This window comes from Streptomyces sp. CY-1 (genome assembly GCF_047218265.1).
GTDB lineage: Bacteria > Actinomycetota > Actinomycetes > Streptomycetales > Streptomycetaceae > Streptomyces > Streptomyces niphimycinicus.
This window is the reverse complement of sequence record NZ_CP178393.1, coordinates 5566864-5582835: the sequence shown is the minus strand read 5'-3', so window position 1 is coordinate 5582835 and position 15972 is coordinate 5566864. Positions and strand designations below refer to the sequence as shown.

The window sequence follows — 15972 nt, the reverse complement described above, 5'->3', positions numbered from 1 at the left end:
ACTGATCGAGGGCCGCGGCACGCCCCCCGACCCCGACCGACCCGTCGCCCACGCCCTCCGGCCCGGCCGCCGCGAAGCGCTGACGCGGGGCCGGGACACATCAGCCGACGGGCGGCCCCGGAGACGTCGACCGGTGGACTGGCCACGTGCAGGACCGCGTCAGCCCTCCGGATCCGCCGGATGCGGAGCCACCATCGGCAGCGAGGCCGCCAGACGCTGCTCGCACAGCTCGGCCAGCCGGTCGTATCCGGCCTTGCCCATCAGCTCCGTGAGCTCCGGCCGGTACGACCGGAACACCGGCTCCCCGGCCCCATGCGCCGACGTGGCCGACGTGCACCACCAGTGCAGATCGTGGCCGCCCGGCCCCCAGCCGCGCCGGTCGTACTCGGCGATGGTGACCCGCAGTACCCGGGTGTCGTCCGGCCGGTCGATCCAGTCGTAGGACCGGCGCACCGGCAGTTGCCAGCAGACATCCGGCTTGGTCTCCAGCGGCTCGCGCCCCTCCCGCAGCGCCAGGATGTGCAGGGCGCAGCCCGCGCCGCCCTCGAAGCCCGGCCGGTTCTGGAAGATGCACGACCCCTTGTGGCGCCGGGTCTGCCGCTCGCCGTCGTCGTCCTCCTGCACCCACCCCGAGGCGTGCCCCACATCGTGGAACTGCCAGATCTCCGGGGTCAGCCGGGCCATATGGCGGCCGACCCGCTCCTCGTCCTCCTCGTCGGAGAAGTGCGCGCCCAGCGTGCAGCAGCCGTCGCTGGCCCGCCCCGCCTGGATGCCCTGGCAGCCCTGGCCGAAGATGCAGGTCCACCGGGAGGTCAGCCAGGTCAGATCGCATCGGAAGAACTGCTCCTCGTCGGCCGGATCGGGGAATTCGACCCATGCGCGGGCGAAGTCCAGACCGACCTCGTCCTCGGCGGCCGCGGCGGCCTGGGCGGCCTCGGCATCCTCGGCCCCGGACGGCGTCGGCTCCTCGGCCGCCCACTCCGGGGCGATCTTCCGGCTTTTGTCCCGCTTCGCCTTTTTCGTCTTTGCCACGGTGCAAGGGTAGGCCCCTCGGCCAAAAGCCGGAGGTGGGGACCGCCCCCGGCCCGGCGGCCCGGCCCGGCGGCCCGGCCCGGCGGCAAAGCCCAGCGGCCCGCCCGGACCCGAGATCGGCCGCCGATCAACCGCCGACCGGCCGCCCGGGCACGCGATCCTGGGGGACCTGTGCATGACACCGAGGTGGGAGCAGTAGCGTTCACGTTATGAGACTCGGTGTCCTCGACGTGGGTTCGAATACGGTTCATCTGCTTGTGATGGACGCCCACCCCGGCGCGCGCCCGCTGCCCGCGCACTCGCACAAGGCAGAGCTGCGGCTGGCCGAACTCCTCGACGGCGGCGGGGCCATCGGCCCCGAAGGCGTCGACCGCCTGATCGCGGTGGTCAAGGAGGCGCTGGAGGCGGCCGAGGACAAGGGCGTCGAGGACGTCCTGCCGTTCGCGACCTCCGCCGTCCGCGAGGCGACCAACGCCGATGAGGTCCTGGCCCGGGTCGCCGAGGCGACCGGCGTACGGCTCCAGGTGCTCAGCGGCGCGGACGAGGCGCGGCTCACCTTTCTGGCCGCCCGCCGCTGGTTCGGCTGGTCCGCGGGGAAGCTGCTGGTCCTGGACATCGGCGGCGGTTCGCTGGAGATCGCGTACGGCATGGACGAGGAGCCCGACGCGGCGGTCTCGCTGCCGCTGGGGGCGGGGCGGCTGACCGGTTCCTGGCTGCCCGGCGACCCGCCCGACGCGGCGGAGGTACGGGCCCTGCGGCGCCATGTGCGGGCCGAGATCGCCCGGACCGTCGGCGATTTCAGCCGTCATGGGGCGCCGGACCATGTGGTGGCCACCTCCAAGACCTTCAAGCAGCTCGCCAGGATCACCGGCGCCGCGCGCTCCGCCGAGGGGCCGTATGTGGAGCGCCGTCTCACCCGCCGTGCGCTGGTGGAGTGGGTGCCGAAACTGGCCGCCATGACCACCGAGGAACGGGCCGGGCTGCCCGGGGTCTCCGAGGGCCGGGCCGGACAGCTCCCGGCCGGGGCGCTGGTGGCGGAGGCCGCGCTGGATCTGTTCGGCGTGGAGCAGCTCGAGATCTGCCCGTGGGCGCTGCGCGAGGGCGTCATCCTGCGCCGCCTGGACCACCTGCCCACCTGACCACACAGCGTCACCGGGCCCGGCCCCGGAAGCGACGGCGGCCGGGCCGCGAACCCCCGGCGGCCGGGCCGCGAACCCCCAGCGACCGGACCGGAAAGCCCAGGCGACCGGACCGGAAAGCCCCGGTGGCCAGGCCGGAAACCCCCAGCGGCCAGGCTGGAAAGCCTTGGTGGCCGGCCCGGAGAGCGGACATGACCGGGCCGGAAATCGGCGGTGCCTCAGCCGCGAGCGCCGCCGCGGTTCGGCTGCGGAGAGCAGCCGCCGTACGCTGTCCCTCGTGACAGAGCCAGTGGTGCGCATCCCGGATGCGAAGGTCGCGCTGTCCACAGCCTCGGTCTATCCGGAGTCGACGGCGACGGCCTTCGAGATCGCGGCACGGCTGGGCTACGACGGCGTCGAGGTCATGGTGTGGACCGATCCGGTCAGCCAGGACATCGAGGCGCTGCGTCGGCTCTCGGACTACCACCGGGTGCCGATCCTCGCCGTGCACGCTCCCTGTCTGCTGATCACCCAGCGGGTCTGGTCGACCGACCCCTGGGTCAAGCTCCAGCGGGCCAGAGCCGCCGCCGAGAAGCTCGACGCGTCCACCGTCGTGGTCCACCCGCCGTTTCGATGGCAGCGGTCCTACGCCCGCGAGTTCGTCAGCGGAATCTGGCGGATGGCCGATGAGACCGATGTGCGGTTCGCGGTCGAGAACATGTACCCGTGGCGTTATCGCGATCGCGAGATGCTCGCGTACGCCCCGGACTGGGACGTCACCCAGGACGACTACCGCCACTTCACGATCGATCTGTCGCACACCGCCACCGCCCGTGCGGACGCGATGGAGATGGTGGACCGCATGGGCGACCGGCTGGCCCATCTCCACCTCGCCGACGGTCAGGGCTCCAACAAGGACGAGCACCTGGTGCCGGGGCGCGGCAGCCAGCCCTGCGCCGAGCTGCTGGAACGGCTCGCGGTCAGCGGTTTCGACGGCAATGTGGTGGTCGAGGTCAACACCCGGCGGGCCATGTCCACCGCCGAGCGCGAGGCCGACCTGGCGGAGGCCCTGGCCTTCACCCGGCTGCATCTGGCCTCGCCGACCTCGGCCACCCCGCCGCGCAGGGCGGTGCCCGGTTCATGACCCCCGCCCCGTCCGGGCCCGCCACGGGCCCGCGCAAGCGTGGCCGCCCGGCCCGTACGAACGCCTCCGACGGCCCCGGCGCCCGCGACCGGATCCTGGCCGCGGCGCGCAACGAATTCGCCGAACGCGGCTACGACAAGACCTCGATCCGTGGCATCGCCAAGTCCGCGGAGGTGGACCCGGCGCTGGTCCACCACTACTTCGGCACCAAGGAGCAGGTCTTCGAGGCGGCCATCGAGCTGATCCTCGCGCCCGCCATGGGCACACCGGACGCGGTGCACGGCAGCCGGGAGGGCGCGGGCGAGCGGATGGCCCGCTATATGTTCGGCTTCTGGGAGAACCCCGTCAGCCGGCTGCCGATGCTCGCCGTGATGCGCTCCGCGCTCACCAACGACGCCGCCGCCGCGGTGCTGCGCGGCATGATCGAGCGTCGGCTGCTGCTGCGGATGGCGGGTGAGCTGGACGTCCCGGACCCCGAGTTCCGGGCCCAGCTCGCGGCCGGGCATCTCATGGGGATCGCGCTGCTGCGGTATGTGATCCGGATGGAACCGATGGCCTCGGCGGAGATCGACGACATCGTGGCCATGGTGGGGCCCACCCTCCAGCGCTATCTGACCGAGAGCTGATCGCGGACCGCCGGCCTTGACCGCCCGGCGCTGACCGAGCGCTGATCGGCCCGTGCCACACAGTGACCCCACCGTCTCTGGATCCGGACGGACCATCCGGATCCATGGACACAGGCGTAGGCTCAGAAGACTCCGATCCGATTCGCCGGGTGTCCCCTTCGCGGGACGCACGTACCACGAGGGAGCCGAGCACCGTGCCCGAGCTGAGGTCTCGCACCGTCACCCATGGCCGCAACATGGCGGGCGCCCGCGCCCTTATGCAGGCGTCCGGCGTAGCGCGCGAGGACTTCGGCAAGCCGATCATCGCCGTGGCCAACAGCTTCACCGAGTTCGTGCCCGGCCACACCCACCTCCAGCCGGTCGGCCGGATCGTCAGCGAGGCGGTCCACGCGGCGGGTGGCATTCCGCGCGAGTTCAACACCATCGCGGTGGACGACGGCATCGCCATGGGCCACGGCGGGATGCTCTACAGCCTCCCCTCCCGCGACCTGATCGCCGACTCCGTGGAGTACATGGTCGAGGCGCACTGCGCCGACGCGCTGATCTGCATCTCCAACTGCGACAAGATCACGCCCGGGATGCTGATGGCCGCGATGCGGCTCAACATCCCGACCGTCTTCGTCTCCGGCGGCCCCATGGAGGCCGGCCGGGCCACGCTCGTCGACGGCACCGTCCGCAAGCTGGACCTGATCAACGCGATCTCGGACGCGGTCAACGAGAACGTCTCGGACGAGGACATCCTCCGCATCGAGAACAACGCCTGCCCGACCTGCGGCTCCTGTTCCGGCATGTTCACCGCCAACTCGATGAACTGCCTGACCGAGGCGATCGGCCTCTCCCTCCCGGGCAACGGCTCGGTGCTGGCCACCCACACCGCCCGCCGGGCGCTCTACGAGACCGCCGGCCGTACGGTCGTGGAGATCACCAAGCGCCACTACGAGCAGGACGACGAGACCGTTCTGCCGCGCTCCATCGGCACCCGCGCCGCCTTCGAAAACGCCATGGCGCTCGACATCGCCATGGGCGGCTCGACCAACACGATCCTGCATCTGCTGGCCGCCGCCCAGGAGGCCGGTCTCGACTACGACCTCGACGACATCAACGAGGTCTCGCGCCGGGTCCCCTGCCTGGCCAAGGTCGCCCCGAACGTGGCCCCCGGCGGCACGTACTACATGGAGGACGTGCACCGCGCGGGCGGCATCCCGGCGATCCTCGGCGAGCTGTTCCGCGCCGGGTTGCTGAACGAGGACGTCCACTCCGTGCACAGCTCCTCGCTCGCCGACTGGCTCAAGACCTGGGACGTGCGCGGCGGTTCACCGTCCGCCGAGGCCGTCGAGCTGTGGCACGCGGCCCCCGGCTGCAAGCGCTCCGCCACCGCGTTCTCGCAGTCCGAGCGCTGGGACACGCTGGACACGGACGCCGCCGGCGGCTGCATCCGCGACCTGGAACACGCCTACTCCCAGGACGGCGGGCTCGCCGTCCTCAAGGGCAACCTGGCCGTGGACGGCTGTGTGGTGAAGACCGCGGGCGTGGACGAGTCGATCTGGACCTTCGAGGGCCCCGCCGTGGTCTGCGAATCCCAGGAGGAGGCCGTCGAGCGGATCCTGGGCAAGCAGGTCAAGGAGGGCGACGTCGTCGTCATCCGCTACGAGGGCCCCAAGGGCGGCCCCGGTATGCAGGAGATGCTCTACCCCACCTCCTTCCTCAAGGGCCGGGGCCTGGGCAAGGCATGCGCGCTGGTCACCGACGGCCGCTTCTCCGGCGGCACCTCGGGCCTGTCCATCGGCCACGCCTCGCCCGAGGCGGCGTCCGGCGGCACCATCGCCCTGGTCCAGGACGGCGACCGGATCCGCATCGACATCCCCGGCCGCACCATCGAACTCCTCGTGAGCGAGGAGGAGCTGGCGGCCCGCCGCGAGGCCCTCGGCGGCGTCTACGCCCCGAAGAACCGCGAGCGCAAGGTGTCCACCGCACTGCGCGCCTACGCGGCGATGGCCACCAGCGCAGACAAGGGCGCGGTCCGCGACATCAGCCGCCTGGGCTGACACCGCTCCCGACCGCGCCCCGGGCCCCGGCGCGCAGTGCCACCCCTGCTCTCCCCTAACCGACCGGCGATCCGCCGGTCAACGCAACCCAGGCAATCCAGCCCCTGCGGCGTGTAATCCAGCTCCTCCGGCGCTTAATCCAGCCCCTCCGGCGTGGCAATCCAGCCCCTGCGGCATGTAATCCAGCCTCTGCGGCGTGTAATCCAGCCCCTCCGGCGTTTGAGGAGCGGGGTCTGGGGCGGAGCCCCAGCCGGGGTCCGGGGCGGAGCCCCGGCGGGGGGCCGGGGGCCGGGCCCCCGGTTTCGGGAAGGGGCGGGTAGGGGAAAGACCCCCGGCCCCCCGCCATGGGCTTCACCAGCCACCCGGATCCCGCCCATCCACCGCAAACACCGTGCCATCCGGCCCCGTCGCGAACACCTTCCCGTCCGCCGCCACCGGCGCAGGCATCAGATCCAGAAAGCCACGCCCGGCCGCGCCCCCGCGAGACCCGCGCGACCCGCGGGCCTCGCCGATCACCTCGCCCCGCTCGGCGTCCACGGCCAGCAGCCTGCCGTCAGCCGCCGAGAAGTACAGCCGTCCGTCCGCCGCCACCAGCGGCGACGCGTTGGCCACCGAGGTCTCCAGGCGCCAGAGCCGCGCCCGCGCCGCACCCTCGCGCCCGGTGTCGACGGCCACCAACCCGCCGTCCGCGCCCAGCACATACACCCGGTCGCCGCTGGTGACGGCACTGGTCGCGGACACCGGCGCGGACAGCGCGACCCGCCGCGCCTTCCGCCGCTCCGGGTCGTAGCGGACGACCGCGGTGGTACGGGTCTGGGCGTCCGTCTCGGTCAGCAGCAGCACCCCGCCCGGGCCGCTCCCGGCCGGGGTGAGGTTGCCGCTGAGCGAGGCATGCCAGCGCGTGTCACCGCGCACCGTGTCCACCGCCGTGACCAGCGTGTGCGCGCCATCGCCCGCGGCGGTCACGGCGTACGCCGTGCGGCCGTCGCCGTACGAGAAGAAGGCGGGCCGGGCGTGGCCGGGCATCCGATGGCTCCAACGCTCCTTGTTCGTCGCACCGTTCACCGCCGTGACCGTGCCGTCCGGCGCGGTCAGCAGCACGGTGTCGCCCGAGGAGTAGACGCCACCGTCGTAACGGGACACCTCGCGGCTCCAGCGGACGTCGTGGGTCGTGGGGTCGAGCGCCCGCAGCCGCCCGCCGTCCGGGGACACCGTCTGCACCAGACCGCCGGAGAACACGGGAGCGGAGAGCGCCTCGCCATCACCGTGGCGCCCGGCCGCGGACGGCCGAGACCAGACCACCCGGCCGTCGTCCGGATCGACCCGGGTGGCCTCGACACCGCGCCGAGTGCAGTACAGCGCGCCCGCCCCGTACGAGCAGAACGCGGGCCGCGCCCCCGAGCCCGCGGACTTTCCGACGTCCAGCCCCGTCTTCCAGGGGCGCCACGCCTCCGCGGTCGCCGCGCTGTTCCGCGGCTGTCGGCCATCGGACGCGTCCGCGCCGCCGAACGGGCGCAGCGTGACGACCGTGCCCGCGCCCAGCAGCACGAGGGCCGCGAGCCCGGACAGGGCCCACCGCCGGATCCCCCGGCGCCGCGCCACCGGCCCGTCGGCCACTGGCCGGCCCATCACCGGCCCACCCGCCGCGGGCCCGCTCGTCACCGACTCGGGCTCAGCCGCGCCCCGTTCCGGCTCGGCTTTCACGCCCTCCTTGAGCCGGGGCGCGGCCTCGGAGGCCGCCCTCACATGCGTATCCGTACCGCCCCCGACCGGCTCCCCGCCCCCGACCGGCTCCCCGCGCCCACCCGGCAGGGAATGCGGCCCCGGCGTCCGCTGCTGCGGCACCAGCGGGAAGGGGCTGCGGGACACCGGCGGATGAGGGCCGCGGACGGCACGCAGGACCGTCATCAGGGCGTCGGGCGTGGGGCGGTCCTCGGGGTTCTTGGCCAGACACCGCTGGATCAGCGGCAGCAGCTCATCCGGCACCCCCGCCAGATCCGCCTCGTCGTGCACCACCTGGTACGCCACGAGGTACGGGCTCTCGGACTCGAACGGCCCCCGCCCGGTGGCCGCGTGCACCAGCAGCGAGCCCAGCGCGAACACATCCGCCGCCGGGCCCACCGCACGCGGCCGCTGGAACTGCTCCGGCGCCATGAACGGCGGAGTGCCGATCAACTGCCCTGTCTCGGTGCGCAGTTCGCTGTCAAACGGTCGCGAGATGCCGAAGTCGATGACCTTCGGGCCGTCCGCCGCGAGCAGCACATTGCTCGGCTTGAGATCGCGGTGCACCACGCCCACCCGATGGATGTCCCGCAGCGCCTCCGCGAGTCCCGCGGCCAGTTGCACCGTCTCGTCCGGCGCCAACGGGCCGCTCCGCTTGACGTGTTCGGCGATGGTCGGGCCGGGGATGTAGAGGGTGGCCATCCAGGGCCTCGGCCCCTCCGGGTCGGCATCCACCACGGGCGCCGTGAACGCGCCGCTGACCCGCCGGGCGGCCGCCACCTCCTGCCGGAACCGCGCCCGGAACTCGGGGTCTTCGGCATACGCGGCATGGACGACCTTCACCGCGAGACGCCGTCCAGAGGGCGAGCGGGCCAGATGGACCACGCCCATGCCACCCGATCCGAGGCGTGCCTCGAGCCGGTATTGCCCGGCGTATTCCGGATCCTCCGCTTCCGGCCCCGTCCCGGCTCTGTGCACCGGCGGCATGCCCCACCCCCGTGAATTCGGCCGCATTCGCGACTCGGCGAGCCTAGTCGATGACACGTGCGAGCCTTGTTAGCCTCCGCATGTCGTGTCACTTCACACGACATGTGCACAACTTCGGAAAGAAGTTCAACGGGGGAGGGGCCGTCATGGCCATTGAAGAGACCGCGGAAACCGTCGCCACCACCGACACGGCGAACAGCACGGATGCCGTCGAGGTCGCCGCCGGAGCGATCACCTATCCGACCGCGCCCGGCTACCAGGTGAACGTCCGCAGCGGGCCCGGCACCAACCACAGAGTCGTCAAGGTGCTGCCGTACAACACCCGTGTCCCCATCCGCTGCCAGCGGCACGGCGAAAAGGTCTCCGGACCGTATGGCACCACGGACATCTGGGACAGCATCGCCCCGGGCCAGTACGTGTCCGACGCCTATGTGAGGACCGGCAGCGACGGCTTCGTCACCGTGCCCTGCGGCTGACCTGACCCACGGCCGGAGCGCAGCCGGCCCCCGGAGCCGCGAGGGCGGCGCCGGGGGCCGGATGACGGAAGGGGGCGTGGCCCCTCAAGCGTTCGTCACGCCGGGACCCGCTCATCGAGGGCGGCGTCCCGCTTGACCACCGCGTTGTGCCGCTCGGTCCAGGTGGCCAGCGCCATCTCACAGGCGTGGTCCACATGGCGCAGCCCGGTCAGGTCGAGCTCGATCTCCCGCTCATGGGGCAGCCCCTCCAGCTCGTCCAGCAGCTTGGGCAGCCGCAGGAAGGTCGCGTTGCCGCGCACCCGGACGTGCAGCGGCTTGTCGCCGGCACCGGCGTCGGCACCGTCGCCGTTCTCGCGCCCGCTGACCTCGACATGCACATGCGAGGTCTCCCAGGCGGTCTTGGCCACGGCCATCAGCAGACCGATGATCACGCCCTCGAACATATTGGTGATCACGATCGCGCCGGCGGTGACGACCAGGATGATCGCCTCACCGCGGTGGGACCTCCACAGCGGCACCAGGTCCTTGGTCGGGATCAGCTTCCAGCCCGAGTACACCAGCACACCGGCGAGGGTCGCGACCGGGATGATGCCCAGGGCCGAGGGGAAGAGCACCGCGAAGACCAGCAGCCACACACCGTGCAGCACCCGCGACGCCTTGGTCTTCGCGCCGGCCTGCACATTGGCCGCGCTCCGTACGATCACCGCGGTCATCGGCAGGGCGCCGAGGACACCGCACACCGCGTTGCCCGCGCCCTGCGCCATGAGCTCCTTGTCGTAGTCGGTGCGCGGACCGTCGTGCAGCCGGTCCACGGCCGCGGCGCTGAACAGGCTCTCGGCCGAGGCGATCAGCGTGAAGGCGAGCACGGTGCCGATGACGCCCACCTCGGCGAGCGCCTGGAACTCACTGCCGCCGGGCGGCTGGATGGCGTCCAGCAGACCCTTGACCTCGACTCGCGCGATCGGCAGGTCGAAGATCGCGGTCGCGCCCGTGGCGAGCGCGACCGCCGCCAGCGGCGCGGGCAGCACCTTGGCGCCCTGGCGGAAACGCGGCCACAACACCAGGACCGCGATGGTGCCGACGCCCACCGCGAGCGCCTTCAGGGCGTCCCCGGAACCGGCCACATCCCCGATGAGCTCCGGAATGCCGAAGATCTTGTCGAGCCCGCTGCTCGGCGCCTTGGCGTCGGCGAGCGCGTAGAGCTGTCCGGCGATCAGCACCAGGCCGATGCCCGCGAGCATGCCCTGCACCACGGCGACGGAGATCGCCCGGAACCAGCGGCCGAGGCCGAGCGCGCCCATGGCGAGCTGTAGCAGTCCGGAGATCAGGACGAGGACGCCGAGTGCGGCGACGCCGTATTGCTCCACGGCCTCGTACACCAGCACGGTCAGACCGGCGGCCGGGCCGGAGACCTGAAGGCTGCTGCCCGGCAGGAAACCGGTGACCAGCCCGCCGACGATGCCGGTGATCAGGCCGAGCTCGGCCGGAACACCCGAGGCCACCGCCACCCCCACGCACAGGGGCACGGCGACGAGGAAGACGACGAGAGAAGCGGTGAAGTCGGCGCGGAATGTTTTGGCGCCGGATGAGCCTGAGGTGCCTCCGGCACCACGGAAACGGTCAAGGAGAGAGTTTCGCATGAGGGTTGCCTCCAGTGCGCCCCGTCACCGGCTCATGGGCAGGCGGGGGCACGGCATAGCGCTACGTCAGTGGGATCGATGGAATCGGTCGCTGGCGGTGGAGATCGCTTGCTGTGAGAAGCGTGAAAAGCGTTGAAACGGTGCGAGATGAACCGCCGGGCTACGGCGGTGTAGCTCTCAGCAGCGGAAGATCTGGAGGATGACGGGCAGCTCGCCCGATCTCGACACCGGAACGGCTTGCCGTTCGGTGACCGATGTGGAGATAGCGGTACGCGGCACCGGAACACCGGTATCGCAACCGCACACACATCCGTATTTGCCGCTCGGTGTGGGAGCGGTCAGCGGGGCCCGTCCGCGGAGCCCCTTGCAGTCTTCTGTTCCGTGGTCGCCGTGCGCGGAGGCCGAAGATTCGGTGACCGGCCGCGGATCGGCTGAAGCGGTGACGCTGCTCGTCTCGGGATGGATGACCTGCGCGGACGCGCAATCAGCCGCGATGAAGAGGGCAAGCAACACGGCTACCGCCGTTACCAGTGCGTGAGCGGTATGCCGAATGCTCCTCACCATCGCCCCCTTCCCGTACGTATAGACACCGACCCCTATTGTGTCCATGAGACCGTGACCATTTGCAAGTCGATATGTAACCGACTTGTGAACTCGGAGTCATCGAACAGGACTGCTGGGTTCCGGGCGCCCCCATAGGCGCGGGCGCAAAGCGGCCTGCTGGTCACGCCGGATGGCGCGAAAATTTAATTCATCGAACGACGAATAAGTAATTCATAAGAGCAGTAGGGAATGCGCCACCCGTGGGAAGATGGCCGAGAACACACACGCAGCACAGCATGACCCGCTCAGGTTTGAGGAGAGCCGCACTATGACGGAGAAGGTCGCCGTGCTCGGCACGGGAAAGATCGGTGAAGCCCTTCTCAGCGGAATGATCCGAGGTGGCTGGTCGCCGTCCGACCTCCTGGTCACGGCCCGTCGCCCCGAGCGCGCCGAGGAGCTCCGCTCGCGCCATGGCGTCGAGGCCGTCTCCAACGCCGAGGCCGCCAAGTCCGCCGACACGCTCATCCTTACCGTCAAACCGCAGGACATGGGCACCCTGCTCGATGAGCTGGCCCCGCACGTCCCGGCCGACCGGCTGGTCATCTCCGGCGCCGCCGGCATCCCCACCTCCTTCTTCGAGGCGCGCCTGGCCACCGGCACCCCGGTCGTCCGTGTGATGACCAACACCCCCGCGCTGGTCGACGAGGCCATGTCCGTCATCTCGGCGGGCAGCCACGCCACCGAGGAGCACCTGGCCCACACCGAGGCGATCTTCGGCGGCGTCGGCAAGACGCTGCGCGTTCCCGAATCCCAGCAGGACGCCGCGACCGCCCTCTCCGGCTCCGGCCCGGCGTACTTCTACTTCCTCGTCGAGGCCATGACCGACGCGGGGATCCTGCTGGGCCTGCCCCGCGACAAGGCCCATGACCTGATCGTCCAGGCGGCCATCGGCGCGGCGGTGATGCTGCGCGACAGCGATCAGCACCCGGTCAAGCTGCGCGAGGCCGTGACCTCCCCGGCGGGCACCACGATCAACGCCATCCGCGAGCTGGAGAGCCACGGGGTGCGTGCCGCGCTGATCGCCGCGCTGGAGGCGGCCCGCGACCGCAGCCGCGAGCTCGCCTCCGGCAACGGCTGACAACGACCAGCCGCTTCGGTCAGGCGGGCGGCAGCAGTCCGACCGCCGCATACGCCTCGTCCACCCGGGGCCGGGCCAGCGCGCGCGCCCGCTCGGCCCCGGCCCGCAGCACCCCGTCCACATAAGAGGGGTCGGCGCACAGCTCCGCGTGCCGGGCCTGAAGCGGCCGCAGCAATTCCAGTACCGCCTCCGCCGTGGCCCCCTTCAGCGCCCCGTACGAGCTGAACTCCCCGGCCAGCACCTCCGGCTTGCCATCGGTGCACGAGGCGAGCACATCCAGCAGATTGGCCACCCCCGGCTGCTCCGTCCGGTCGTACCGCACCTCGGTTCCGCTGTCCGTGACGGCCCGCATGATCTTCTTCCGCACCGCGTCCGGCTCATCGAGCAGATAGACGATGCCCGCCGTCTCCGCATGCGACTTCCCCATCTTCGAGGTGGGGTCCTGTAGATCCATCACCCGCGCCGAGACCCGTGGATGGGTGGCCCGGGGCACGGTGAAGACCGGTCCGTACCGCTGGTTGAAACGCTGCGCCAGATCCCGGGCCAGCTCGACATGTTGCGTCTGGTCCTCGCCGACGGGCACCTCATGCGTGCCGTAGACGAGGATGTCGGCCGCCATCAGCGCCGGATAGGTGAGCAGCGACAGCCGTACGCTCCGCCCCCTCGCCTGTTCCCGCGCGGTCTTCTCCTTGTACTGGATCATCCGCCGCATCTCGCCGTCGGTGGCCGTGCACTCCATGAGATAGGACAGCCGTGCGTGCTCATCCACCTGACTCTGGACGAACAGCGTGCACTGCTCGGGGTCGAGGCCCGAGGCCAGCAGCAGCGTGGCGGCCTGCCGGGTGAGCCGCCGCACCCGCGCCGGATCGTGCTCCACCGTGAGCGCGTGCAGATCGACGACGCAGAACAGCGCGTCGGCACGGTGCTGGTCCTCCTGAACCCACCCGCGTACGGCCCCGAGGTAGTTGCCGAGGGTCAGATGCCCGCTCGGTTTGATCCCACTGAAGATCCGGCCCCGTGCCGTCTTCGTCTCCGTCATCTCTCTGCCATCTCCCGCTGCATCGGGACCGCCGACCCGGCCGGCCGGGATTCGCGGGGAGTGGAGATACGCGAACGGCCGCCGGAGCGGCGGCCGTGGTTGCGCATGTGTGGATAGAGGCGGCCGCCGTCAGGCGGCCCACCACCGTGGGTGTACACATGCGCTCGTCATGCCCTGGACGATACGCCCTGATGGGGCGTCCGGCCATGAGTTTGATGGTCCTCGGGGCGTCGTGTACTGTTCACCGGGTTGCCGCGGAGCCCCGCGGGGAAACGCGGCAGCCACTCGAGCCGCACCGGCGGCAAACCACTTCTGTACGGCCCCTCATCGGGATGGATTTCGGCATGCCGGAATTCGGATCGGGAAGCTCGATTATGAGCTTCCGGGGGAATCCGCTAAAGTAGTGGACACGCCGGAAGGCGCGAAAGACTCCGCTCCAGCAGGGGGCCGGAAACGGAATTTCGGACCGGAAACGGAACGGAAAACGGATCTGGTAAGGTTGGAAACACCGAAGGGAAGCGCCCGGAGAAACCGGTGAAACGGTTTCGAAGGAAGCGTCCGTTCCTTGAGAACTCAACAGCGTGCCAAAAGTCAACGCCAGATATGTTGATACCCCGTCCATCTCGGACGAGGTTCCTTTGGAAAATACACAGCGAGGACGCTGTGAGCGGACTGGATTATTCCTCTGGTCTGCTCCGCTCTCGTGACTGTGTTGCCGGGATATCCCGGAAGCATTCACGGAGAGTTTGATCCTGGCTCAGGACGAACGCTGGCGGCGTGCTTAACACATGCAAGTCGAACGATGAACCGGTTTCGGCCGGGGATTAGTGGCGAACGGGTGAGTAACACGTGGGCAATCTGCCCTGCACTCTGGGACAAGCCCTGGAAACGGGGTCTAATACCGGATATGACACGCTCCCGCATGGGATGTGTGTGGAAAGCTCCGGCGGTGCAGGATGAGCCCGCGGCCTATCAGCTTGTTGGTGGGGTGATGGCCTACCAAGGCGACGACGGGTAGCCGGCCTGAGAGGGCGACCGGCCACACTGGGACTGAGACACGGCCCAGACTCCTACGGGAGGCAGCAGTGGGGAATATTGCACAATGGGCGAAAGCCTGATGCAGCGACGCCGCGTGAGGGATGACGGCCTTCGGGTTGTAAACCTCTTTCAGCAGGGAAGAAGCGAGAGTGACGGTACCTGCAGAAGAAGCGCCGGCTAACTACGTGCCAGCAGCCGCGGTAATACGTAGGGCGCAAGCGTTGTCCGGAATTATTGGGCGTAAAGAGCTCGTAGGCGGCTTGTCGCGTCGGATGTGAAAGCCCGGGGCTTAACTCCGGGTCTGCATTCGATACGGGCAGGCTAGAGTTCGGTAGGGGAGATCGGAATTCCTGGTGTAGCGGTGAAATGCGCAGATATCAGGAGGAACACCGGTGGCGAAGGCGGATCTCTGGGCCGATACTGACGCTGAGGAGCGAAAGCGTGGGGAGCGAACAGGATTAGATACCCTGGTAGTCCACGCCGTAAACGTTGGGAACTAGGTGTGGGCGACATTCCACGTCGTCCGCGCCGCAGCTAACGCATTAAGTTCCCCGCCTGGGGAGTACGGCCGCAAGGCTAAAACTCAAAGGAATTGACGGGGGCCCGCACAAGCGGCGGAGCATGTGGCTTAATTCGACGCAACGCGAAGAACCTTACCAAGGCTTGACATACACCGGAAACATCCAGAGATGGGTGCCCCCTTGTGGTCGGTGTACAGGTGGTGCATGGCTGTCGTCAGCTCGTGTCGTGAGATGTTGGGTTAAGTCCCGCAACGAGCGCAACCCTTGTTCTGTGTTGCCAGCATGCCTTTCGGGGTGATGGGGACTCACAGGAGACTGCCGGGGTCAACTCGGAGGAAGGTGGGGACGACGTCAAGTCATCATGCCCCTTATGTCTTGGGCTGCACACGTGCTACAATGGCCGGTACAATGAGCTGCGAAGCCGTGAGGTGGAGCGAATCTCAAAAAGCCGGTCTCAGTTCGGATTGGGGTCTGCAACTCGACCCCATGAAGTCGGAGTCGCTAGTAATCGCAGATCAGCATTGCTGCGGTGAATACGTTCCCGGGCCTTGTACACACCGCCCGTCACGTCACGAAAGTCGGTAACACCCGAAGCCGGTGGCCCAACCCTTGTGGGGGGAGCCGTCGAAGGTGGGACTGGCGATTGGGACGAAGTCGTAACAAGGTAGCCGTACCGGAAGGTGCGGCTGGATCACCTCCTTTCTAAGGAGCGCATAGCCGACTGCGAGCAAGTGTCTCGCACGGTTTGCTCATGGGTGGAACGTTGACTATTCGGCATCGTCTGGATGCTCTTCTCTGTCAGTACTGCTTCGGCGTGGAACACAGAGTGAGCGGAGAGAGGGTGTTGGGCACGCTGTTGGGTGTCTGAGGGCACGGGCTGGAAACACGCTCGTCCTTCGGCCG

11 protein-coding genes and 1 rRNA gene are annotated in these 15972 nt (G+C 69.6%); 7 read left to right on the top strand and 5 right to left on the bottom strand.

Features of this window, described 5'->3' with window-relative positions:
* Window positions 1-159 precede the first annotated feature (159 nt).
* A complete protein-coding gene (locus ACK1X7_RS23945; RefSeq protein WP_413115613.1) occupies window positions 160-1032 on the bottom strand; it encodes a hypothetical protein in 873 nt (290 codons plus the stop codon).
* A gap of 209 nt (window positions 1033-1241) precedes the next feature.
* Between ACK1X7_RS23945 and ACK1X7_RS23940 the strand changes: the two genes are divergently transcribed.
* The 4 genes from ACK1X7_RS23940 to ilvD all read left to right on the top strand — a co-directional run bounded on the left by ACK1X7_RS23940 (window position 1242) and on the right by ilvD (window position 5965).
* Complete coding sequence (locus ACK1X7_RS23940) at window positions 1242-2171, top strand: Ppx/GppA family phosphatase (protein ID WP_390795037.1); 930 nt, start codon at window positions 1242-1244, stop codon at window positions 2169-2171.
* Between the two features lie 292 nt (window positions 2172-2463).
* A complete protein-coding gene (locus ACK1X7_RS23935; RefSeq protein ID WP_385157682.1) occupies window positions 2464-3294 on the top strand; it encodes a sugar phosphate isomerase/epimerase family protein in 831 nt (276 codons plus the stop codon).
* A complete protein-coding gene (locus ACK1X7_RS23930; RefSeq protein ID WP_385157676.1) occupies window positions 3291-3920 on the top strand; it encodes a TetR family transcriptional regulator in 630 nt (209 codons plus the stop codon). The genes ACK1X7_RS23935 and ACK1X7_RS23930 overlap by 4 nt, the downstream gene beginning before the upstream one ends.
* A gap of 194 nt (window positions 3921-4114) precedes the next feature.
* The gene (gene ilvD, locus ACK1X7_RS23925) at window positions 4115-5965 is read left to right on the top strand and encodes a dihydroxy-acid dehydratase (RefSeq protein ID WP_390795036.1); all 1851 of its coding nucleotides are present in this window, start codon (window positions 4115-4117) and stop codon (window positions 5963-5965) included.
* A gap of 351 nt (window positions 5966-6316) precedes the next feature.
* Here the strand turns inward: ilvD and ACK1X7_RS23920 are convergent, their stop codons facing one another.
* Window positions 6317-8674, bottom strand: a complete 2358-nt coding sequence (locus tag ACK1X7_RS23920) for a serine/threonine-protein kinase (protein WP_413115612.1) — start codon at window positions 8672-8674, stop codon at window positions 6317-6319.
* Window positions 8675-8820: 146 nt separating this feature from the next.
* On the opposite strand from ACK1X7_RS23920, the gene ACK1X7_RS23915 reads away from it, so the two are divergent.
* Window positions 8821-9150, top strand: a complete 330-nt coding sequence (locus tag ACK1X7_RS23915) for an SH3 domain-containing protein (RefSeq protein ID WP_385156565.1) — start codon at window positions 8821-8823, stop codon at window positions 9148-9150.
* Window positions 9151-9245: 95 nt separating this feature from the next.
* Here ACK1X7_RS23915 and ACK1X7_RS23910 read toward each other — a convergent pair whose 3' ends face one another.
* Together ACK1X7_RS23910 and ACK1X7_RS23905 are read right to left on the bottom strand one after the other, a co-directional pair.
* On the bottom strand, window positions 9246-10790 hold the full coding sequence (locus tag ACK1X7_RS23910) for a SulP family inorganic anion transporter (protein WP_413115611.1): 1545 nt from the start codon (window positions 10788-10790) through the stop codon (window positions 9246-9248).
* 177 nt (window positions 10791-10967) lie between these two features.
* Entirely contained in the window at window positions 10968-11303 is a 336-nt protein-coding gene (locus ACK1X7_RS23905; protein ID WP_385156560.1) for a hypothetical protein, read from the bottom strand.
* Between the two features lie 358 nt (window positions 11304-11661).
* On the opposite strand from ACK1X7_RS23905, the gene proC reads away from it, so the two are divergent.
* Entirely contained in the window at window positions 11662-12471 is an 810-nt protein-coding gene (gene proC, locus ACK1X7_RS23900) for a pyrroline-5-carboxylate reductase (RefSeq protein ID WP_361507208.1), read from the top strand.
* A gap of 19 nt (window positions 12472-12490) precedes the next feature.
* Here the strand turns inward: proC and trpS are convergent, their stop codons facing one another.
* Window positions 12491-13510, bottom strand: coding sequence for a tryptophan--tRNA ligase (gene trpS / locus ACK1X7_RS23895; protein WP_385156557.1), 1020 nt, complete (start codon window positions 13508-13510; stop codon window positions 12491-12493).
* A gap of 734 nt (window positions 13511-14244) precedes the next feature.
* Here trpS and ACK1X7_RS23890 point away from each other — a divergent pair.
* Window positions 14245-15771: ribosomal RNA gene (locus ACK1X7_RS23890) — 16S ribosomal RNA — on the top strand.
* Window positions 15772-15972: the final 201 nt, after the last annotated feature.

Coding starts and splice junctions, on each gene's coding strand:
- ACK1X7_RS23940 (WP_390795037.1), top strand. CDS start 1,242: ATGAGACTCGGTGTCCTCGACGTGGGTTCGAATACGGTTCATCTGCTT.
- ACK1X7_RS23930 (WP_385157676.1), top strand. CDS start 3,291: ATGACCCCCGCCCCGTCCGGGCCCGCCACGGGCCCGCGCAAGCGTGGC.
- ACK1X7_RS23920 (WP_413115612.1), bottom strand. CDS start 8,674: ATGCCGCCGGTGCACAGAGCCGGGACGGGGCCGGAAGCGGAGGATCCG.
- ACK1X7_RS23915 (WP_385156565.1), top strand. CDS start 8,821: ATGGCCATTGAAGAGACCGCGGAAACCGTCGCCACCACCGACACGGCG.
- ACK1X7_RS23910 (WP_413115611.1), bottom strand. CDS start 10,790: ATGCGAAACTCTCTCCTTGACCGTTTCCGTGGTGCCGGAGGCACCTCA.
- proC (WP_361507208.1), top strand. CDS start 11,662: ATGACGGAGAAGGTCGCCGTGCTCGGCACGGGAAAGATCGGTGAAGCC.
- trpS (WP_385156557.1), bottom strand. CDS start 13,510: ATGACGGAGACGAAGACGGCACGGGGCCGGATCTTCAGTGGGATCAAA.